12 protein-coding genes are annotated in these 23,714 nt (G+C 48.2%); 5 read left to right on the plus strand and 7 right to left on the minus strand.

Going from position 1 to position 23,714, the window contains the following annotated elements:
- Window positions 1–151: 151 nt before the first annotated feature.
- Entirely contained in the window at window positions 152–1,312 is a 1,161-nt protein-coding gene (locus IEX62_RS00625; protein ID WP_188773478.1) for a hypothetical protein, read from the plus strand.
- Between the two features lie 438 nt (window positions 1,313–1,750).
- A complete protein-coding gene (locus tag IEX62_RS00630) occupies window positions 1,751–3,550 on the plus strand; it encodes a hypothetical protein (protein ID WP_188773479.1) in 1,800 nt (599 codons plus the stop codon).
- A gap of 344 nt (window positions 3,551–3,894) precedes the next feature.
- On the opposite strand, the gene IEX62_RS00635 is transcribed toward IEX62_RS00630, so the two are convergent.
- The 6 genes from IEX62_RS00635 to pruA all read right to left on the minus strand — a co-directional run bounded on the left by IEX62_RS00635 (window position 3,895) and on the right by pruA (window position 15,943).
- Window positions 3,895–5,727, minus strand: coding sequence for an ABC transporter ATP-binding protein (locus IEX62_RS00635; protein WP_188773480.1), 1,833 nt, complete (start codon window positions 5,725–5,727; stop codon window positions 3,895–3,897).
- Window positions 5,720–7,465: an ABC transporter ATP-binding protein gene (locus IEX62_RS00640; RefSeq protein ID WP_188773481.1), complete on the minus strand. Its 1,746-nt coding sequence runs from the start codon at window positions 7,463–7,465 to the stop codon at window positions 5,720–5,722. The genes IEX62_RS00635 and IEX62_RS00640 overlap by 8 nt, the downstream gene beginning before the upstream one ends.
- 330 nt (window positions 7,466–7,795) lie before the next feature.
- Window positions 7,796–8,944: a GNAT family N-acetyltransferase gene (locus tag IEX62_RS00645; protein ID WP_188773482.1), complete on the minus strand. Its 1,149-nt coding sequence runs from the start codon at window positions 8,942–8,944 to the stop codon at window positions 7,796–7,798.
- A gap of 534 nt (window positions 8,945–9,478) precedes the next feature.
- Window positions 9,479–11,614 carry a molybdopterin oxidoreductase family protein gene (locus tag IEX62_RS00650; protein ID WP_188773483.1) on the minus strand — a complete coding sequence of 712 codons (2,136 nt, stop codon included), beginning with the start codon at window positions 11,612–11,614 and terminating at the stop codon, window positions 9,479–9,481.
- Window positions 11,577–13,961: an FAD-dependent oxidoreductase gene (locus tag IEX62_RS00655; RefSeq protein WP_188773484.1), complete on the minus strand. Its 2,385-nt coding sequence runs from the start codon at window positions 13,959–13,961 to the stop codon at window positions 11,577–11,579. Before IEX62_RS00655 ends, IEX62_RS00650 begins: the two co-directional genes overlap by 38 nt.
- Before the next feature lie 410 nt (window positions 13,962–14,371).
- Window positions 14,372–15,943, minus strand: coding sequence for an L-glutamate gamma-semialdehyde dehydrogenase (pruA, locus tag IEX62_RS00660; RefSeq protein WP_188773485.1), 1,572 nt, complete (start codon window positions 15,941–15,943; stop codon window positions 14,372–14,374).
- 214 nt (window positions 15,944–16,157) lie between these two features.
- Between pruA and IEX62_RS00665 the strand changes: the two genes are divergently transcribed.
- Window positions 16,158–17,930: a sigma-54 interaction domain-containing protein gene (locus IEX62_RS00665; protein WP_188773486.1), complete on the plus strand. Its 1,773-nt coding sequence runs from the start codon at window positions 16,158–16,160 to the stop codon at window positions 17,928–17,930.
- 139 nt (window positions 17,931–18,069) lie between these two features.
- Here the strand turns inward: IEX62_RS00665 and IEX62_RS00670 are convergent, their stop codons facing one another.
- Entirely contained in the window at window positions 18,070–18,984 is a 915-nt protein-coding gene (locus IEX62_RS00670) for a proline dehydrogenase family protein (RefSeq protein ID WP_188773487.1), read from the minus strand.
- A 428-nt stretch (window positions 18,985–19,412) separates the two neighbouring features.
- On the opposite strand from IEX62_RS00670, the gene IEX62_RS00675 reads away from it, so the two are divergent.
- Window positions 19,413–21,773, plus strand: coding sequence for a response regulator transcription factor (locus IEX62_RS00675; RefSeq protein WP_188773488.1), 2,361 nt, complete (start codon window positions 19,413–19,415; stop codon window positions 21,771–21,773).
- 191 nt (window positions 21,774–21,964) lie between these two features.
- Complete coding sequence (locus tag IEX62_RS00680; RefSeq protein WP_188773489.1) at window positions 21,965–23,587, plus strand: extracellular solute-binding protein; 1,623 nt, start codon at window positions 21,965–21,967, stop codon at window positions 23,585–23,587.
- The last annotated feature ends 127 nt before the right edge of the window (window positions 23,588–23,714 follow it).

Consider the following 23,714-nt stretch of genomic DNA (forward strand, 5'->3'; position numbering starts at 1 on the left):
CTTGTTTGAGTCTGTTTAAGATAGTAAATTTTTACTATAATAATAGGGTGTATACTGTCGTTTGCTGCCATGTACTTGCATACCATCATGGAAATATTGAGCACAATTCCAAGCAGGGCCCTGTTCATTTCGTCAGAAAGGAAGATTAGCGATGAATATTAGTTCAAGCCCTGGTTATACGTCCATTAACAACTTGCAAGGTTATGCTGGCAACAACGGCACTGATTCTACCAATTCGGATCGTTCCAAAACCGAACAAGATCGTGATGATCCGCAGGTGCAAGCGGACAAAGCCAAGGAGCAAAAGCTCAAAGATCAGAAGGTAAAAGACCAGAAGCAAAGCCAACAGCTTGCTGAGGAGCAAAAGTTACAAAAGAAAGAGGAGTACAAAAAGGAAGACAAGGAAAAGGAAGTTCGGCAAAAGGATATGAACACGCTGTTTGAGAAGCAACAGCAGCAGCAACATGATAGCAGCAAGGCGGCGCATGACCTGTTGATCGAAAGTATCTATAACCAGATCGGTGCAGGCTCTCAGCTGGCGATCAATAAGGATAACTACGAGGATACGATCAAGGGTCTGGTTAACCGTGGTTTTCAGGTGAGTGCAGACGAGGAACGGATGACGATCTCCTCCAAAGTGCATCAGCTCAAGCTTGAGGTGAGTAAGGACTCGTATATGCGTTATGTACAGTCTCAGCAGGCTCGCTGGTCGACTACTAACGGGGAACGGATCGATCCAGCGAGTGATTCACCAGCAGTTGATCCAGTTCAAGGGAATACAGGTACGACGTCGTCTTCAGCCCAGCAACCTGCTGGAACAGCGCCAACTCCACAGCCGACATCTGGAGCAGGGAACTCTACATCGGGCGAAGCGAACACAGGGACGTCTTCATCCCCAGGCACGACACCAGCTGCGTCATCATCAAGCAACACCGATCCATCTTCATCTACGCCGGCTACAGGTAATAGCAATCCTACACCAGGTAGCGGAACGGATAATGATAACACTGGTAGTACCTCTACAGGTGGAGCAGCTAGTGGCAGCACGGGTAGCACAACTACCAGTGGCACGGGAAGCAGCACAGGTGGGCGAACGACAACAGGCTCGACAGGCAACAACGGTACAAGCACTACACCTGCGAATGGGACAGAAAATGGTAGCACAACAGGAACAGGCACCACGACAGGATCAAGTGGCAGTCCTACCGGAACGGGCGGCAGTTCATCCAGTGGGTCAGATACAGGTGGTAGCACAAGTGGCGGTAACAGCGGCACTGGCGGGATCAGCCTCATTCCAGGTTTGATCAAATAGCATATACATTCTACTATTCATGGATCATTATACGTTCCGAGTGGATAGTGAATGGAAGAAATGATATTTAATTTTAGCTTAGATGATGATATAACAGATCGCTTTATAAGGATAAAAGAAAGTCTGCTTCCACTCATTGGAGGCAGGCTTTTTTTGCATGTTCAAGCATAACGCAATAAAACCGAGCACAAATTTCGACAAATACATTCACCTAACAACGGAAAAATACATATAATTATTAATTGGATAAAATTACCTCTAACAGTATAATGGTCCCTTGTTTGATAACTGGATAAATAGTAAATTATAACCAATAAATATGGTATATTATCCCTTAAATGTATGTATAATTGTCGAGTAATAAATACCTCGTTCTGTTGACCTCTCTGTCGTCCAGTCATATAGCCTGATCATTCACCACGTGAGGAGCGAGCCGCGATGAATATCACAACAACTTCGTCTGCAACCCCTTCCAATATGTACACAGCTTATCCAACAGGAACAAGTCGGTGGCAGGATAAATCAGATTCCGTCTCTGTATCATCTAAAGATGCCAGTTCAGCTACTAATCAGAGTCCAGCTGAGAAGAAGATGGAGGATAATAAAAAGTATAAGCAGGATATGCTCGATAAAGAGCAACGGAAAAAGGATCTGGACAAGATTTATGAAAGTCAGCAAAAGAGAACCGATCTAGTGCATGAGCAAATGCAGAAGACACTAACCGGGCAAGGCTTTTTCCAAATTGGACAGCAGCAGGGCATTGCGCTGACAAAGGAGAACTTTGATGAGACGGTACGCGGCTTGATGCAAAAGGGCTTTAAGGTAGATCGTAGCGAGCAACAGATGACCGTATCCTCAAAGCTTCATCAGCTGAAGCTAGAAATGAGCAAGCAGTCCTATGATAAATATGTTGAGATGACGTATGGCAAAAAAATGGCAGAGCAAATGGGCATCGGTCAGCCAGCTAATGCAACTCAAACTGCTCAAGCTTCTAATGCTGCAACTCCTGCGAATGCTGTCATTTATAAAGTTACGATGAATCAGACTGCCAATGGAGCACAGGTAGGCGTAGTGAAAATCCCGGCAAATGGTGGTTCGGTAGCTACATCGACGACAGGAACCGCACAACCGACAGCGCAGCCGACTACTGGAACAGGTAGCGCTACAGCTGCCTCTCCATCACCAGCTGTAGCGAGTACACCAACAAATACACCGACGACAAGCTCGTCTACAGCAGCGAATAGTAGTGATTCTGTAGCCGCTCCTGCTGTGGCGCCAGCTACGAATGAATCTGGTGATAATGCACCAACACCAACACCATCGGCTACTTCATCTAGCCCAACAACTCCAGCAGCAACGAGCGATGCGAATGGAGCCGCACCGACTGCGGGTAATACGACATCACCAACGGCACCTGAGACAACGAATTCTTCCTCAGGAACAGCTAGTCCAGCAATAGGAACAACGACTCCACCAGCATCAACTAGCTCGCCAATACCAGCGCCAGTATCGACAGCTTCGACAACAGTGAGTACACCAGCAGGGGATACCACCGTATCCGTACCAACAACAAGCACCGTAGCGCCGACTACAGCACCAGTGACTGAAGTAGCTGGATCTCCAACGGTCAATAGCTCAGTAACGGTGACACCAACGGGATCGACGAGCTCATCAACAACGACAGGAACGACGGCTCCTGTCACCACGCCTGTTCCTACTACAACGACGACTTCGGGTACAGTAGCGACAGCAGCGCCAACCACTACTACGGTACCAACGGTCAATTCAAGCCCAATGACAACGTCGGGAGGCAGCACATCCACATCAACAACGAATAGTCCTGTGTCTACGACCAGCACAACGGCAACTCCAGTAACGAATACGAGCTCAGCTGGTGTGCCAACAACTTCAGCGAGTACATCCTCTACAGGTAGTACCACAACCACAGGTAGCACATCTACAACTAGCCCAACCAGCCCTGCGCCAACGACAACAACAGCGAGCACAGGCACATCGTCACCTGTAAGTACAACGACTCCACCAACAGCAACTAGCAGTACGCCAACAAGTACAACAACCAGCCAGACAACATCTACCTCCACAACATCCAGCACGTCTACCACAGCACCAACCGCAACTAAAACGACCAGTACAACAACGACACCAACGAATACGAATATCGTAGAAACAGTTGTTACGGGCGTGAATAAAACAGTCAGCGGTCTTGGTCATAAATAATGACAAAAGCCTACTTTTTCCACATTCCGGTATGTATCACTCATACACAGGAACGATTTGGAAAACGCAGGCTTTTTTTATACGTAGGCTTCATTATTGTAGATATTAATGCTGTATAGGCTAATGCTGCATATCATTAATCCTATCCTACACGTAATCTCAATAACTGCTAATTATTGCTCGATCTTCAGTTTTACAAAGGACAGGTACGAAGCAGTACAGCATGAAGCAGACAAATACAAAGTAGAAAAGTACAAAATAGGAAAGTACGGAGCAAACAAGTACAAAACAGATGGATCGCTAGCACACTAGCAGTTACTCCATGCAATCCGGCAACAGCAGACTCATGCCTCGGCAGCTGTACCCGCACTATGACGTGCATGATGATAGAGCTCCGCATAAATACCACCCTGTGCAAGCAGCTTCGCATGTGTACCCTGTTCGGCAATGCGACCATGCTCCATCACCAGAATGCGGTCGGCATGCATGATCGTTGACAGACGGTGAGCAATAACGATAGTGGTGCGTCCGCGCGAGACGGTTTGTAGCGCTTGCTGTACAAGCTGCTCGGTATGCGAATCCAGATTAGCGGTCGCTTCATCCAAAATAAGCACCTTAGGCTTGAATACAACAATCCGGGCGAAGGAGATCAATTGCCGTTCTCCTGCCGACAAGCCACTTCCGCGCTCAGACAGCACCGTATCATACTGCTGCGGCAATCGTTCGATCATCTCATGCGCACCGACAAAGCGGCATGCCTCGATCACCTGCTCACGACTAATATCGCTCTGGAACATCCGCACATTATCGATAATGGAGCCAGAGAACAGGAAGGGCTCCTGCTGGATCAAGCCAACGATGCGGTGTAGCTGCTGCTGCGGAATCTGGCGCAGATCGATATCATCGATCTTAACCGATCCTTCCCATACATCATAAAAGCGATTGAGCAGTGAGATCAATGTACTTTTACCTGCACCTGTTGTGCCGACCACTCCGATCATTTCACCTGGACGAATATGCAGATCGAGCTCGGTTAATACGGGCTGTCCTTGCTCATAGCCGAAGGTAATCCGGTTAAAATCGACCTTGCCTCTTACCAGCTCTGGTTCAAGTGGTTTCGCTTCATCCGGTGCTGGATCAGCGATTTCAGGCTTTAGACGCAAAATACGCCAGATGCGATCCATCGATACGATGGTGGATTGAAATGTATTCCACTGCATCGTAATCTGGTTGATCGGCTGGAAAAACTGGCGGATATAGCTGATGAACGCGTACAGCACCCCGACCTCCATTTGCCGATTAAATACAGCGACTCCGCCGAGCCAGACCATCAGCACAAGCGCGATGTTACCGAGTACATCGAAGGTACGGTTGAAGAGCACATTGGATTTGAGCTGCTGCACATTCGCTTCCCAGTAGTCGCTGTTGAATTCGGTGAAGCGGCGAGTCTGCTCCTTTTCCTGATGGAAAATCTGGATCAATCCCATACCGGACAGATTTTCCGCGGTAAAAGCGACCAGTCGGGACAGCCGACTACGTGCCTGCTGATATACTTGACGCAGCCGTTTGCGAAATAGAATTGCCAGTGTCGCAATAATCGGTAGCGTCAGCATCGAATACCAGGCAAGCGTAACATCCAGCCGAAACATAAAATAAATAATAAACACGAGCATCATACCGTCACGAATCAGGCTGAGCAGTACCTGCGTGAAAAACTGGCTGATCGTCTCTGTATCGCTCGATACATTCGTAACCAGACCGCCACTGCTGGAACGATCGAAAAAGCTCATCGACATTTTAGAAATGTGCGCAAATAGATCCTTACGAATACTTGCTACGATATGCTGTCCGGTATATTGCAGCAGATTGCTCTGTACATAGGTGAAGATCAGACTGATCACAGCCAGTCCCAGATAGATAAGTGCCATACCGATTAGAAACGGCAGTCCGCTATTACCGACTGCGATATGATCATCAATAACGATACTGACCAGATACGGTTGTAGGAGATCGGCGGCAATCGCCAGCATCGTTGTAAAAAATAAACCGATAAACGCAAGCCTGTGCGGACGTGCATATTGTAGAATTGCTCGCAAGGCCTCATAGCGCGAAGGCGAAGCCGGTTTGGTCGTTGTAGATGTTGCTGCGTTGGGTTCATGTGTGCGGGACTCATTCATAGTACAGACCTTCTTCCTGTAGCTGGTACATGGATGCATAGATGCCCCGTTGTTCCAACAATTGCTGGTGCGTGCCCTGCTCCACAATTCGTCCTTCATCCAGCACGATAATGCGATCCGCTTGCTTCACCGCGCTAATCCGGTGGGAGATGATCAGCGTCGTGCGCTGCTTACGCTCCTGTACCAGATTGGCGAGAATGCCCGTCTCGGTGACTGCATCGACTGCACTCATGCTGTCGTCCAGAATGAGAATCGGCCCTGTTTTGGCAAGCCCGCGTGCGAGACTCGTACGTTGCCGCTGTCCACCGGAAAGGGTAACCCCACGCTCGCCGAGCCGAGTATCGAACTGGTCTGGAAAGCGCACGATAGGTTCATAGATCATCGCCTGACGTGCATGATTTTCAACCTTTTCCAGGGGAATGCTGCGATCGCTAAAGGCGATATTGTCGCGAATCGTTGTGCTGAATAGAAAGCCATCCTGTGGCACATAGGCAATACGTGAGCGTAGACTATGAATAGAGATATCGCGTACATCGGTGCCGCCGAGAAGCACCGTTCCGGCGGGTGGATCATAGATGCGCAGTAATAGCTTGACGAGCGTTGTTTTACCACTGCCAGTTTTACCGACGATGCCCAGCGTTTGTCCGCTAGTAATATGCAGGTTAATGTCCTGGAGCGCAGGGCGCTCACTGCCTGGATACGTAAAGGAAAGCTGCTTGAGCTCCAGATCCGGTGATGCTGCCAGTGGTTGAGCGTTCTCGTTATCCTGAATATCTGGCTGTTCGCCCAGCAGGCGATTGACCCGATCCAGTGAGGCACCGGAGCGCTGCATCATATTGATCACGTTACCAATCTGCTGTAAGGGTCCCGACATGATGCGCAGGTAAAGGGTTAACGCGATAAAATTACCGATCGTAATGTTCCCCTGTATCGCGAGATAACCGCCATACAGCAGCGAAATGACAAGCGATAGCGCACCGAGAAATGGAACGGCTGCCTGAAATAGCGACGACATACGTACTAGATGCAGCTGATTATCCTTGATCTGATCGACTGTACTACCAAAGCGCTCTCGTGCTGTTGGCTCAATCGCAAAGGTCTTGGTCACGCGAATACCACGCAATTGTTCCTCTGCTGAATCCGTCATTACCGCAAGGGACTCCTGTACATTCATCGAACGCTTGCGAATACGCGGGCCAAAGTAGACGACGAGAAAAGGGATGGCGATCATCGGAACAATACAGATCACGATCAGATGCAGTGGAATGTGGCTGAGCAGCATCATGACAACGCAGGATAGAAATAAAAAGATCGCATTTGTCGTCATGGTGACACCATTGGAAATGGATTCACGTACGGAGGTCACATCATTCGTCATGGAACTGAGCAGCTTGCCTGTTCCCTGTCTTGAAAAATAATGCTCACTGAGTGTGGAGAATTTGCGGAACAGACTTTGTCGCATGGCGAACTCGAATTTGCGTCCGAGCCGCATCACGGAGAACTGTCCAGCGCCGAACAATACATTGTAGGCAATGCCAATTGCCGCCAAAATCAGACTGTATCGCACGATCATATCGTAGCGAATGCCGCCAGCGAGTAAAGCATCGGTGAACTGCCCGAGCACTCGTGGCAAAGCAGCCTGTGCGATATTGGAGGCGATGATCAGAGCGACAGCCAGCAGATAATAGTACCAGTGCTCTCGCACATAGTCCGTCAAAATGCTTCGGTCCTTCGTCATGAACGTTCCTTCCTTCTTTTCGCAGCTTGATCAGTTGCTTCATTACACTATTATTGATTTAACCAGAAACGGAGTGACTCTCTCACTGTTATTATAGCGTTGTTATGTCAGGATATACATTCTATTTGAGTCATATACATTCGATCCGCAGATAGTTAGCCTATATAGATGCAATCTGTAACTGTTCAGTCTCTATAGGTTTAACTGGCAGATCGTCGAGCAGTAGATATGCACGCCATAGATACAAAAACAGAACGTTTCCTGGTGAGGACGTTCTGTTTTGCATTCCATATGGATCATGCCGTATGAACGGCATAGCATAGAATCTATTTAAATAAAATACAATCCATACATATAAGGTAATGGCACGGCTGTAAATGCTGCATCTTGAGCAGCAGGCAGATCCGATTCAGGATCAAATAGCAGAGAACACAACTCGGCATCGTTCGTAAGCTTATATTCATCCGTCGGCGTATGAACCGTATAGCTATCGTCCTCATGATCGATCGTCATATGGACAGGAGCCCAATCATTCGTATCACCGAGTAATCCGGTCTGAGCGACGAGCGCACCGCCGTTGACAATCATCACGGTGCCGCCATTATGGATGGTCTTGGAGGAAGCGCCTGTGGCTTGGGCTACTGACAGCATCGACTCATCCTGCCACGGAATTGTAACCGTCAGAGAGGATAGCTCAAAACGGCGAATCGCTTCCAGCCATAGCTCACCTACCGCATCAGGTCGACCTGCGCATTCAATGATCGAGCCCGTGCGCGATGTAGAGTCTTGCTGGGATGGATGCTGGTCATCCTGTGAAGAATGGGGCACAGATACAATGGCTACACTAGCGATCCCATTGGAGGTTGCGGCGACCAGTACCTTTTGCTGCTGCTGATTCACATGTGCCATCGCTTCGGCGCCTAGCATTTGCTGCATTTCACCAATGCTCATTTCCACATGCGCAGTTGGATGTTGAAGGTGCGTGTATACCGCAAATAGATCGCGTGGTTCCAGCTCTCGTAATTCCCACAGACCGGATGGCTCAATATGGGCATGCTCTCTCGTCAGCTCAAATTGATGAATCCGTCCGAAAAATTGACTGCCCACCCGTGTGTATAGCGAGCGATCGCCAGAGATGAAGATGACCGAAGCTCCGGCATCAATCGCATGCTGCCGACATCGTTCCAGTAGCTGCCCAGCCAGTCGCTGTCCTCGATAATGGGGATGGGTGCATACCGCACCAATCGAAAAGGCGCTGATCTTCTCTAAGCCGGACGCGATGGAAACTGGCACCAATCCCATAAACGAAACTAATCTCCCTGTATCATCGAATGCCCCGTACGAATGAGTGATGCCGGGGCGAAATAATGTCGGAAAGGCGGTACCCATATACGGCTCACCGGTTTCGCAAAAAACCTGATTAGCCAGCTCTGCCGCCATCGGCAGCTCGTCGATATGTACTCTGCGAATATTCACCATTTTGCTTCCTCCTAAAGGATAACCATGTGGTGTGGGATCACCTTTTGTATAGATTGTAGTCTGGATAGGCTTTTCATATACACATGGTATTTTGAATGTTAAAGCGCTATAACTTTGGCATATAAGTTTAGCATACATGAAATGCTGGGAAATTACGATGCTATACTAGATCGTAATGCTGTTTTGTTTTCAATGTATAAACGAAACGGAGTCTACGCTTACCGATCGATATTTAATGTAGGAGCTATTCAGATCGGGCTATACGCTGATTATGAGCTAGTCATATTCGATTATAAGACGATGAATGATGATTATAAAACGACAAATGATGCTTGATGCAAGGCTAGGATGTGCAGCGGCAAAACCACTATAGTTTATTTAACCATTGTACCGAGCAATAGCATTACAAAAAGCAGAACCCGCCATTGTGGACGAGTCTGCTTTTTTCAATTATTCCTATTTGATTGGTCATATAGTTTGTATTCGGAGCCGATTAAGCGGACTCGGTAGAGATATCAGTCCATGCATTGTTACCTATTTTAATAGCGAACGCTCTGGCTGCCACGACCTAATCGTTACGGGTGTGAACTTGAAGCCCGGCATTTTGCAAAAGGGGTCTAGCTCGGGTGGAGTAGCTTCATTTACATTTTGCTTGCCGCCCCAGTGCATCGAAACGAATAGTGTATCCATGCGAATCTGCTCGCTCAGTCGGCAGCGCACGATAAATTGTCCCTGCGCAGACTGGAGCTCTGCCCATTGTCCTTCCTTGAGTCGATATCGTTTGGCGGTAGCTGGATGAATCTCTACAAAGTTTTGTAGCTCACGAGCGGCAAGTGTCGGGCTGCGACGTGTCTGTACGCCAGTCAGATAATGGGATAACACACGTCCATTGGTCAGCAGGAGTGGGCGCGTAGTGGATGGCTGCTCACGTACATATTGATGTGGAAGTGCAGTGAAGATCGCTTTTCCATCCTCATGGGCGAATCGCTGCTGGAACATGGTTGGTGTGCCAGCATGGCTCTCATCCGGGCAGGGCCAGTAAATGCCTTCTTCCTGACGCAGACGATCATAGGTGATACCGGAATAATCGGCAAGACCGCCGCGGCTTGCCAGCCGCAGCTCGTTGAAGATCGCTTCGGCTGAATTGAAATGAAAATAATGCCCCGTTCCCAGTCGCTCGGCAATGGCATGTAGAATCGACCAATCCTGCCGTGCTTCACCGGGTGGCTCCATAACAGCTTCTCGTAGTAGCACCCGACCTTCCAGATTCGTGAGCGTGCCTGTATTTTCGAGGAAGGAGGCGACAGGTAGGACAATATCCGCCATGCGCGCTGTTTCCGACAGAAATAGATCGGCAACGACGAGCAGATCGAGCCCTTCCAAAGCCCGGCGTACTAACGGAATATTCGGATTGGATACGACCGGATTCGAGCCCATCACGAATAACATACGGAGTAGGCCCTGATCAGCAAGCTCTAGCATTTCATAGGCAGATACGCCTTTGCCCGGAATTTCGGATGGCTCGACGCCCCAGACGGAGGCGACATGGGCGCGATCGGATTCATTTTCAATCGAGCGATAGCCGGGGAGCTGGTCTGCCTTTTGCCCATGCTCGCGTCCACCTTGCCCGTTCGCCTGACCGGTTACGGCGCCATAGCCGCAGCCAGGACGACCAATTTTGCCAGTTGCGAGTACGAGGTTGAGCAGGTAGCGTACAGCCAGATGACCGTCTGTCTGCTGCTCAATGCCGCGTGCGGTCAGGATCATTCCTGTTTCAGCGGTGCCGTACCATTCGGCTGCCTGTACGATCTGTGCTGCTGGAATGCCGCATTGTTGCGCCGTTTGCTCCAGCTCGATTCCATCCAGTAACGCTGCAAGCTCATGGTAGCCATTCGTATGCTGAGCGATGAAGGCCTGGTCTGTCCAGCCATTATCGATGATTAGCTTCAATAGCGTGAGGGCGAGCAGTGCATCTGTACCCGGCTTGAGCTGGAGATGCAGATCGGCAATGGCTGCTGTTCCGGTCTGACGCGGATCAAGCACAATGATGCGGGCACCATTGGCACGTGCCTCGTGAAAATAAGGCAACAGCGTAGGCTGACATTCCGCAATATTCGTGCCTGCGAGAATGATGCACTGAGCGAGCGGAATATCCTGCAAACGGAAGGTGAGTCCGCGATCAACACCGAATACTTTGGTGCCAGCAGAGGCGGCTGCTGACATGCAAAAGCGTCCGTTATAGTCGATATAGCGCGTGCCCAGACCGATACGAGCGAATTTGCCAAGTAAATAAGCCGTTTCATTGGTCAGCGAGCCACCGCCATAGACACCGATCGTATCTGGTCCATGCTGCTGCATCGCTTCACGAAAACGTGCCGCGATCAGATCAAGCGCTTCGTCCCAGCTAGCTCGTACAAGCTTGCCGTCGCGGCGGATGAGCGGATAAAGTAATCGATCCCCATTTAGTGCATGCTGGTGGGCATTCATACCCTTGATACATAATCGTCCCTGAGAAGCAGCGTTGGGATGTCCCTCAGCTTGCCAGTCCTCCATCGAGAGTGCTGTAGCAAGCGCTCCTGTCTGGATCACAGAAATAGGAGATGGAGAAGAGTGGGGCGGATGAAGTGTAATTTTACATTGTACGCTGCAAAATGGACATTGTGTCTGCATCGGATCGGGCTCCTTTCATCGCGGACATTTTGGCAGTCGGCTCATACAGGCTACGCAGTACATGCTCACGCACATGCAGCACACCAAAGCGTTCCAGCCATTCATACATTGCTTCGCCATGATAAGCGGTGTGAACATAATAATGAAGACAGGCATCCAGTAGCACCAGCACATCTGACCAGTGCTCCATTTCACCGATAAGCTGTCCGGTATGGAGTGGCTGTACATAACCACCTGCATATAGCTCCCAGCCATCTGGTGAAGGCAGAACACCGAGATCCGCCATGCGCACCATCGCTTCCGAGGTGACTCCTGTTGCTTCGGTTACGATATGAAGGGGGTGAGGGAGAATATGCTGCTCCCAATCGGTATACATGGACGCTAACCAGTCTGTTGTTGCCCGGGCGATCGGAATGGTGACATAGGAATGCGATGGATTGGGCCTATCGTTATCGATGATGGATGTAGCAGCTGATCGATAAGACGGCGTAGCCATATGCTGCATCGCTGCTACATCCGCATAGTAGCGAACAGCATTCAAGCACAGCTCACAGCCTGTATGCTCTGTAGCGGCGGGAAGTGCTGAGAGTAGCGTCTGTATTACAGATAACGGCAAGCGAGTGGGAAATGGCGCAGTGCTACTTTTATCCGCTAGATGGCTATTGGCGATAAAGGCATGCTCGGTGCCTGTGGCTAGACTGGAATCGGTAGCTTGATCACGATTATTGCGATCAGAGCTGACCCTGTTGCTAGAAAGAGACGACTGCCTTGCAGTGATGAACAGGCTCTGCCATTGCGATGTAGACGTTAAGGTCAGCACCTGTTCGCGTAGCTCTGCATGCGTGTAAGGAAGGCAATCGCACACGGTAGCGATCACCGCAGGCTGTGCTTCTGTCTCGATCGATAATCCACTACTAGCCGCCTGTTCACAAGCTGCACTACAGCGAGTGAGTGCTTCCACAGTAGGACGACAGCCGCCACAGGAGCCAGACGCACGAGTGTGTTCTTTGACCTCATCGGCCGTTTGTAGGTCATGCTGGCGTATCGCATCCAGAATATGCTGCTTACTCACCGCATTGCAGGCGCATACGATGGATTGTGGAGCCAGTGCGATTGCCGCTGCTTCCGCAGGATCATGAGCCTGTCCCTGTGCAGAAATAGCCGCTTGCTCACGCTTCAGCCATTCCTCGGTCGATACCCCCTGCTTGATCATATCGACCAGCACAGCACCTTCAGCGGTATTTCCGTATAAAACAGCTCCGCTCATGCGTCCGTGTGTAGCAGTGATTTTGCGATAGGTACGAGCTACACCATCGTATTGCTGCACAAGGGTTTCACTATGCGGCGACTGGATATCGCCGATGGAGAATACCTGTACACCTGAGATTTTGAGCTGCGAGTAGGGGAGAGAGCCAGCATATGGAGCCGTCGGCTGCTCACATAGATGAGCGGCGACGATTTTGGCTTGCTCATAGAGCGGAGCGACCAATCCATAGCTAATGCCGCGATGCTCAGCGCATTCACCGATCGCGTACACATTCGGTACACTCGTACGCATCCAATCATCCACGATAATAGCGCGATGAGTCGCTAGCCCGCTGTGCTGAGCAAGTCGAATATTAGGGCGAATGCCGACCGCCATCACGACTAGATCGGCAGCTAAGCGTTCCCCATCCTCAAAGCGCAGTCCATGTGCACGATGTGTACCCGTCACACGAACCGTCTGTCGGTTCAGGGCAAACTGCATCCCCTGTTCCTCCAGCTCACGACGCAATAAGGTAGCCGATAGTTCATCGAGCTGTCGATTCATTACGTAAGGCGCATTGTGCACAACATGGGTTTCCATACCGAGCTGTACAAGTCCACGTGCGGCTTCCAGCCCCAGCAGACCACCGCCCAGCACGACCGCTTTACGATAACGCTGTGCATAGGCGGTCATTTGCTCACAATCGTCAAAGGTACGGAAGGCGATTACCCCTTTTTTATCTGAACCAGGAATAGGCGGAATATAAGGCACCGAGCCTGTAGCGATGATCAGCACATCATAACCGACTTCCCTATCAGAAGCGGTTCGAACGACCTGGCGAGCAGAGTCGATCAGTGTAACTGTTTCCCCCATATATAGCGTAATGCCGTGCTGCTTGTACCAATCCAGTGAATGCAGCACAATATCATCAAACTGCCGATCACCATGCAGCACCTCGGATAGCAAAATTCGGTTATAATTCGGACGCGGTTCAGCTCCAAATACAGTAATCTCATACCGATCCGGTGCCATCCGTATGATTTCCTCCACACAGCGCATACCTGCCATACCATTGCCAATCACAACCAAACGGGCAGTCATCAGGCTGACCTCCTTTATCCAATCGGCTCGTGTACCGATGTCTCTATCTGTTTTGTATCATCATCTGTCCTGTATCATCGCATCCGCTACATCAGAAAATGAAAAAAGCCCCTTTTCCAGATCGATAGGATACGCAGGTGCGCATAGCATACCAATAGAAAAAGGGCGTCATTGCCGCATGTATCGTTACACACATCATTGTGTGCACGAAATCTACATTAACAGTAACGGATTGATTGTTTGGTGTCAATATAATTGACGTAAAATTTGGGATTCAGCTTTATTTTGATTTTTATGTCAGGTAAACGTACTTATGGGTGGCTTTTTAATGACAAAATTTAGTTGCCGATTCTGAGTTGTACTACTACTTTTATAGATAATTATCCATATTCTTAACGCCACCCCGTCCATTACCCCAGCTTGCGCGAAGTGAGCTTCGCCTGCGTGAACAGCAGTAAGTAATCATGCCCACCTGCTTTGGAATCTGTCCCCGACATATTGAATCCGCCAAATGGATGCGCTCCGACAAGCGCGCCTGTACATTTCCGATTAATATACAGATTGCCGCAATGCATCACATCCAGTGCTTCGGCAATCCGTGCTTCATCCTTGGAGAAGAAAGATCCCGTCAAGCCAAACTCAGTATCATTGTAAATATCGATGGCTTCGCGATAGTCTGCTGCTGGGCATAGTGCCAGTACAGGGCCGAAAATCTCCTCCTGCATAATACGTGCATCACGCTTCACATCCGCAATAACGGTTGGCTGGATATAGTAGCCATTTCCTTCTGCACGCTGTCCACCTGTGAGCAGACGACCTTCGGATTTGCCGATCTCAATATAGCTCATAATTTTATCGCAGGATGCTTGATCGATTACCGGCCCTACTGGATAGTTGTCCTCAGGTAATCCAATCGATAGCTTTCCTGTCAGCTCGGTAACCTTGCGTACGACTTCATCATATACTGATTGCACGATGACTGCGCGTGAGCCTGCGGAGCATTTTTGTCCCTGAAAGCCAAAGGCAGACGCGACAATCGCTTGCGCTGCTGCATCCAGATCTGCCGTTTCATCAACGACGATGCCGTCTTTACCGCCCATTTCAGCGACAAGACGTTTGATCCAGATTTGACCATCGGCGGTATCAGCAGATAGCTTGCTAATGCGCAGACCAACCTCCTTGGAGCCAGTGAAGCTAACGAAGCGTGTCTTCGGATGGGTGGTCAAGTAGTCCCCAACCTCAGCGCCACTACCCGGTACATAGTTAATAACACCGGGTGGCAAGCCGATCTCTTCCATCAGCTCGACGAACATATGTGCAATTACCGGTGTGGTGGAGGCGGGCTTGAGCAGCACGGTATTGCCGGATACGATTGCTGCCGTCGTCATGCCGACGCAGATCGCGAGTGGGAAGTTCCACGGCGGGATCACGATGCCGACACCGAGCGGAATATAGGTCAGACGGTTTTGCTCACCAGCGACTGGCGTTAACGGCTGCGTTTCATTGATGCTGTCCAGACGTAGCATTTCCCGTGCATAGAACTCCATAAAATCAATCGCTTCCGCTGTATCTGCATCAGCTTCAGCATAGTTTTTACCGGATTCCATAATCATCATCGCGGAGAAATCATGCTTGCGCTGACGCATAAGCGCGGCTGCTTTGAACAGATAGTCGGCACGCTCGGACGCAGGCACCTTTTTCCATTGCTCAAATGTTTCCAGTGCGGTCTGCATCGCTTGCTCGGCAAGCTGCTGATTCGCTTTGCTCACCAGTCCGATCGTCTGATCCGTTTGCCCTGGATTGATTGAAGTGATCACGTCGTCGGTGAAGATTGTATCCGATCCGATATGCAGCGGAATTTTCCGTCCCAGCTGCTGCTTGATCCGTTCAAGTGAAGCCTTCATCGCATCACGATGGGCAGGCTGGCTAAAATCAGTAAAGGGCTCATTCGCAAAAGGTTTGATATCTGTCATTTTATTCATGGTCAGTTCTCCTTTCAAAATGGGCAAGCATCGGATAGCCTATCGACCATCACTGTTCAATTCGGTTGGTAAGTGAACAAAGGGCAAGTGAACAAAACATGTACGAAAAGCATGAAAACGGTAATTTTGCTATACTGACAAGCATTGAAGCGGTTGTAACCAGACAGGCGCTCATGTAAAATGAATACAAAATAACATGAAGTGAGAGGTTATCATGTTCAATAATGAACAGATTCAAATAGAGAAGCAATGGACAGAGCTACAACCCGAGCATGATCGTGATGACCTGCTGCATCTGCTGGAATCCGAACCAGCAGTATGGCTCCAGCAGGGGATGGAGCATTATGTGTTTACAAGAACAGATCTGCGCTTCTGGCGTCAATGGCATGGTGATCTGGCTGCTGGTGTGAGCTGCTTTGAGCCATCTGCGGTGCTTCAGCCTGCGAACTGGCAGGATGCTAGCTATACATGTATGACACTGGCGCAATTGCCGACTTCGTTAGCTCGTCCGATAATCGTAACGAGTGCAGATGGGACGCCGCAGGGCTGGTTATGTGCGGATCGATTGGCAGCTCAGCTATTCCGTCAGAAGCAGCGTGCTGAGCAATATCTGAATGCGCTGCTGGATACTGTAACCGATGCAGTCACTGCGGTGGATGGAGACGGTACGGTCATTTGCTGGAATGATACTGCCGCGCAAATGTATCATATTCCGCATGAGCGCATCATCGGGCGCACGATTGACGAGCTATTTAATCCCGAATCACTGATGCTGCTGCATGTGCTGGACAAAGGTCGCAAAGTACGCAACATGTATCATCAGTCCTCCGAAGGTACGCATGTACTGATCAATGCATCACCGATCATGGATGCCTCCGGTACCATCGTAGGCGGGCTCGCATCCGAGCAGGATATTACGCATCTCGTTAAGCTCAATCAGGAGCTGTCGACCGCACAGGCGAGCATTCATGAGACACTGCCGCGTAGCAATGATCCGTTTACACTGCTGGATGGACAGAGCCATAGCATTAGCAAGGTCGTTCGGATCGGTAAAAAGGTCGCTGAGCTGAACACGCCTGTACTGCTATATGGCGAGACAGGCTCCGGCAAAGAACAGCTGGCGCGTGCGATTCATCTGGCAGGTGCTCATGCTGATGCGCCATTTCTAAGTGTAAACTGTGGTGCGATTCCACCGGGCTTGCTGGATAGCGAGCTGTTCGGCTTTATCGGCGGTACGTATTCTAATCAGGATATTCAGGAAGCCGGTAAGCTAGAGCAGGCAGGCGAAGGAACGCTGTTCCTCAATGAGATTGATCGCCTTACACCAGAAATGCAAAATAAGCTATACCGTGCCTTGAAAACACGTCTGTTCCGCCGCTATGGCGGTCAGGAGGAATTGCCGCTTCATGCGCGTATCATTGCCGCCAGCCGCCACGATCTGGAGAAGCTGGTCACGAGTGGACAATTCAGCTCCGAGCTGTACTATGCGCTCGGAATCGTCACGATTGCTGTACCACCGCTGCGCGAACGCAGGGAGGATATTGCGATTCTAGTACACATGTACTTACGCGAATTTGCGATGCAATACCATCGACCGTTACCGAAGCCAACACCGGATGTGATGCTCGCCTTTGCCCGGTATGATTGGCCTGGTAATGTAGCGGAATTACGCGCTGTTATTGAGCGCTGCGTCATTTTGAGTGATGGCGATGAATTGAATCCAGAGCTGCTGCCAGATGCTTTTCAAAAGCTACTGCATTTTCCTTCTTCTGCCCCGGTGCATGTGCCGATCCGTCGTAGCCATAATGAGGAACCGGTAATCCAGCATCAAGGCTTGAAGGCTCGTATTACCGATGAAGAAGAAAAGCAGCGGATTGAAGAAGCGATCCGCAAGGCGTCCGGTAACAAAAGCATCGCCGCCCGTATGCTGGGCATCTCGCGTGGTACGCTGTACAACAAGATGAGTAAGCATGGAATGGATTCGTAGCATAGAATGCATTCATAAATGAGAAGCTTTAGAAAGATGAGATCTTGTGATCCAGCATCAGCCGTTTTGCCCCATGTCGTGAGCTTATGCGCTCGTACATAGGGTGGAGCGGCTTTTTGATCTGATCAGTGAGATGCAATTAGCGAAATATATTTTTCATCACAAACCAGACATTGGCAGGGCGCTCAGCCAGTCGGCGCATATTATAGCCAAACCAATCACGTCCGTAAGGAACATACACGCGTACCTTATAGCCTTCCTTGACGAGCCGCTTTTGCAAATCCTCACAGATGCCGTACAGCATCTGGAATTCAAATTGCTCCAGCGGAATGCCACGCTCAGCGACTTCCTTCTTCACAAACTGAACAATCTGCTCGTCATGGGTAGCGATTGCCGTATAGTTACCATGCGTCAGATGCTGGACGATGATCTTGCGGTAGTTCGCATCCACATCCTCCTTCGCTGGAAAAGCAACGGTGGCAGGCTCCTTATACGCCCCTTTGACCAGACGTAGATTCGCATGCAGCTCATTCAGATCATCCACATCCTGTTCGGTGCGGAATAGATACGCCTGGAGCACAATGCCCACATTGTCATACGACTGGCGCAGCTCACGATACAGATCGATAGCAGGCTGACAATGCGAATAGTCCTCCATGTCGATGCGGACAAAGTTGCCATATTGCTGCGCTCGTCCAACAATCTGCCGCATATTGTCCAGACAAAGCTGACGATCAATATCCAATCCAAGCGAGGTCAGCTTGAGCGATAGATTCGATTTGACACCGCTCTCATGAATCGCATCCAGTGTAGCCAGACACATGTCCAATGACTCCTGTGCTTCCTGCCGCGTTGAGATGAATTCCCCCAGATGATCCAGAGTCGCCAGCCGCCCATCCAGATTCAACTGCCGCACCGCTTGCACCGCTTCATCGATCGTCACACCTGCCACAAACCGCTTCGCTCCAAACCGCAGTCCATACTTCTTCGCCATACGATTCGCCGATGGATTCTTCGCCAGGGACTGAAACAGATTCCGAAGCACCGCTTCCATAATATCCCTCTTTTCATTAAAAGCTGGTTGAATTCACTTTCATTTTAGTCAAATGATCACGAAATGTACACAAAAATGTTCAAAATAATACGAAAAATGAGAAAATAATTATTTTTGGATACAGTAATGTTCAATATTGAACAAAATAGATAGTGTAAATTAAATAAGAATATGATGACCGAGCAGTCAAACTGCTTATTGTAAAATATAAATCTGTATTTGGAGTCATCTCTTTTTGCATGGTGATCGTATTCAATTCTCCAAACCCAATCGGAATAGGAAAATGGATGTGAAATCAAAAAAATGATGATTGATTTGTATATTTTGAATACAGGTTATGGTAGAACTTTTGAGATAATAGCCTATACAATAGTTATTTGAGTAGGCGAGTGAAGATGTGACCCGTTGTACAAAAAGGGGATGAATGCATGAGATTGAAAAAGTGGCGTACACTTCGCAGTAGTGTGATCGTAGCCTGGTTTGTATCGTATATGGTGGTGCTATTGCTGCCTATTTTACTTAGCGGATGGGTATACCACGAGACAGTCAAAGCGCTACAACAACAGACCGAAAAGGCAAATGACTCGCTATTGCAGCAAATGCAAGAGACGGTAGATAATCGCGTAGATTTGATTCAGCGGTTAACCATTCAAATTTACGGTGATGTGAATGTACAAAATTTACTATACTCGGGTACTTTTGCTCGTGGCGATTATCAGTACGAGCTGTATAAAGTCGCTCAAAATCTAAAACTATTTCGTTCTACATATACAACGCTGGACGATTTTTTCATCTATTGGGCACCAGCAGATACAGTGATACGACCTTCCACTTCCCAATCGGCTCAGATGGCCTATCAAGATCTATATGATGGGGGTGGAATATCATTTAAACAATGGAAGGAGCTCATTCATGGAACCAAGCGGCAACAATTTGTAACGACGACTGCTCATTATGAATCTGGTTTGACCAAGCACTATGTTACCTTTATTCGTCATTTACCAGCAGATTTGCATAATCAAGCGACTGGTTCCATTGTCGTAATGGTCGATCAGCAACAAATATTGAAGGCGCTTTCAGGTATTCGTGGTTTTGGTGATGGCAAAATATCGATCTTAACCGGAGATGGCAGTACACTTATCTCCGATCAAGTAGGACAGTCCATTCAGAAGGAATTTGCGAAATTCAGTGGAGAAAAAGGATATATCGAAAGCGATCAGAGCGGAGAACCTGCACGATATTATTTTATTCGTTCCAGTAATTCGGATCTAACCTATGTGAGTATTGTGCCTGAACGAATCGTACGTAAGGAAGCAAATGACGTTCAGCGGCTGATGTATTACGGCGTAGCGGTTAGTTTGTTAGGTGGGCTATTGCTAACGTATTTATTTTTGCGGCGCAATTATCGTCCGATTCATCGTATGATCGGCTTGCTTAATACACGAGTGAACAAGCAGAGTGTGATGGATCGTAATGAATTGATCTGGATTGAAGATCATCTATCTCATACACTGCTGGAAAATAATCGAATTAGCGAACGTATGAATCGACAGCAAAGTCAGTTACGTAGCGGATTTATAGCAAGGCTCCTCAAGGGCAAGATAGATGAACGCGATCAGGTGACAACCGAAGAAATTATAGAATCGCTAGCCATTGGTAAAGATGCAGATTCGTTTGTTGTTCTACTCATCTATATCGAGCAGAGTTCTGCTTTTCATATGAAGACAGCAGATATGGAGGAGCAGCAACAGAATCGCCTGCTGCATTTTATCTGTAGCAATGTGCTAGAGGAGATGATTGCGATGGAGTGCCCGGTTCATCTAGCCGAAGTTGACGAGTTAACGGCTTGTCTGATTCAGTATTCCGAGTCTGATGAGGGGATGGTGCGATTAATTGCGCGTATACAACAAGCCCAGCTTTTTTTAAAACAAAAATATGGAGCAGAGCTAACGATTGCAGTTAGTGGTATTCACCGCGGTATAGAAGGGATTGCGGAAGCCTACCGAGAAGCAACGGTGGCGATGGAATATAAATTTGTGGCAGATGATGTGGATATGTTGATATATGAACAGTTATCTCAAAAGCGTCTACTACAGGAAAGCCATGATTATTATTTCCCCCTGCATATTGAACGACAATTATTAAATGATATGAAGGTGGGCGATGCTGTTAAAGCACGCGAATTGCTGGAAGATATTGTAGAGCGCAATTTGCATGAGACGGTATTGCCGCTGGAGCTTGCTAAATGTCTGATGTTTGATCTAATCGGCACTTTTATTAAGAGTATGATTGAGTCAGGTGATAGCAAGGACGTATTTTTGAGTCGTCATCAGCAGACCATTGAGACATTGACCAGGGCAAGTACGGTAAAGGAGATGAAACAACTCCTTTTGTACATGTTGGAGGATGTGTGTATGCATACAGCCTCAAAGCAAGAACAGAACAAGCAGAAAAATCGAAGTGAAGATATGGAGCAGCTTGCCAACCAAATAAGACAGTTCGTACATCGTAATTATGCCAATCCAGATCTGAATATAACGATGATCGGCGAATCATTTGATATGAAAGCGACTTATTTATCGAAGTTATTTCGTGATCATACGGGTGAAGGGTTACTTGACTATATTAATCAGACCCGAATTGAGAAGGCGAAGCTATTATTACGTGAGGAACGGATACCACTAGAGGAATTAGCGAGTCAGGCTGGTTTTCAGAACCTCAATACATTTATTCGCATATTCAAAAAGATCGAAGGCATCACACCCGGGCAATATCGCAATATGACATAAACTCTGTGATATCCGCTATTTCCCGGGCTATAACCTCAAATTGAATATCATTTTGGACATATTGAGTATATGAAATTGTAGATTTATCTATCAAAATATCAATTGTAAGCACTTACATTTAAGCCGGATAGTTGCGGTATATCCGTCTCTAATGCAAGTGTTACTTCAACCATATAACAAGGAGGAATAGAATGACACATTCATTCAAAAGAGGGCGGGCATGGGCATTGGGATTACTGTCAATCGTGCTATTATTAGCGGGCTGTTCAAGTGGACAATCCTCTACAGCAGGTAAAACCGATGAAGACTACGCGAAGACTCATAAGATCGGCTCCTATCCGATTCAAACGGATGTCGTACTCACTCGTTGGACCGATTCAACGCCATTTGCACAGCAGCTCGCCGTGAAGCCTACGCTAGAAGAGTTCCCTTTTGTACAGGAGCTGGCCAAACGTACAGGCGTACAGGAAAAGTATGTCTTACCCGCAGTTAATCAGGCGAATGAACAATTGAATATGATGTTTGCTTCTGGCGAATATACGGACATCATCGAATGGAACTTTCTGCAAAACTATCCGGGTGGACCCGAGAAAGCAATCCGTGACGGCAATATTATGAAGCTGAATGATCTATTTGCCAAATATGCACCGAATCTGACTCAATACTTAAAAGAACATCCTGAAGTGGATAAGCAGATCAAAACGGATGATGGCACGTATTATGGATTTCCATTCATTCGTGGCGATGATTACCTAAAAACATACGGCGGTTTGATTTTACGTAAAGATTGGTTGGATGAGCTTGGTTTGAAGGTTCCAACCACGATTGATGAATGGCACACTGTACTAACTGCATTTAAGGAAAAAAAAGGAGCGACTGCTCCACTAACCTTTGTCAGCACGCCACGATTATTCGATGATCTACAAACGGGTGCATTTTATGGCGCATTCGGTGTGAAGCGAGATTTCTATATGGAAAATGGTAAAGTGAAATTTGGACCTATGGAGCCAGGCTTCAAAGATTTCCTGACGACGATGCATCAGTGGTATACCGAAGGCTTGCTGGATAAGGATATTGCTACCGTGGACGGTAAAATTCGGGATGCCAATATGACCTCAGGCAAATCGGGCGCATCTTATGGATTAGCCGGAGGTGGAATTGGTAAATGGCTTGCGGCGTTAAAGGCGCAAGATCCGAAGGCGGATCTGGTTGGAGCGCCATACCCTGTACTGCATAAAGGCGATACGCCTATGTTTGGACAGAAGGACTTCTCGGCACCCGCAGGTGGAAACTTTGCGATCTCGCCGAATAGCAAAAATCCAGAATTAGCCGTTCAGTTACTCGACTATGGTTATAGCAAGGAAGGCGCATTGTTCTTCAACTTTGGTCAGGAAGGCGTCAGCTATACGATAAAGAATGGTTATCCAACGTATACGAACTTGATTAAGGACAATTATGCTCAAAATTTAACGCTGTATACACGAGCAACAGGTGGTCCTACAATCCAAGACAAGCGCTATTATGAGCAATATGCAGCACTACCACAGCAAAAAGCAGCGGTACAAACATGGATGAAAACAGATGTAGACAAATATCAATTGCCACCGATTTCACCAACCGCAGAGGAAAGCGCAGAATTTTCACAGATCATCAATGAAGTGAATACACTGGTTGATGAAACGACAATCAAAATCGTACTCGGTACGGAGCCGATTGACTCGTACGACGAATTTTTGCAAAAACTAAAAGTTTTGAATATTGACCGAGCTATTGAGATTCAGCAGGCTGCGTTAGATCGTTATAACAAACGCTGAGTGATGATATGCATTCAGCTAAGAAAGGAGTAGGTTATGAACCAGACATCGGATACGAATTCATATCGTCGTTCCAAGCCTGCTAAAGTACGCGGCAGAACAGGCGGTTCAGTCACAGACAGTTATG

Source organism: Paenibacillus hunanensis (assembly GCF_014645615.1).
Classification (GTDB): Bacteria; Bacillota; Bacilli; order Paenibacillales; family Paenibacillaceae; genus Saccharibacillus; species Saccharibacillus hunanensis.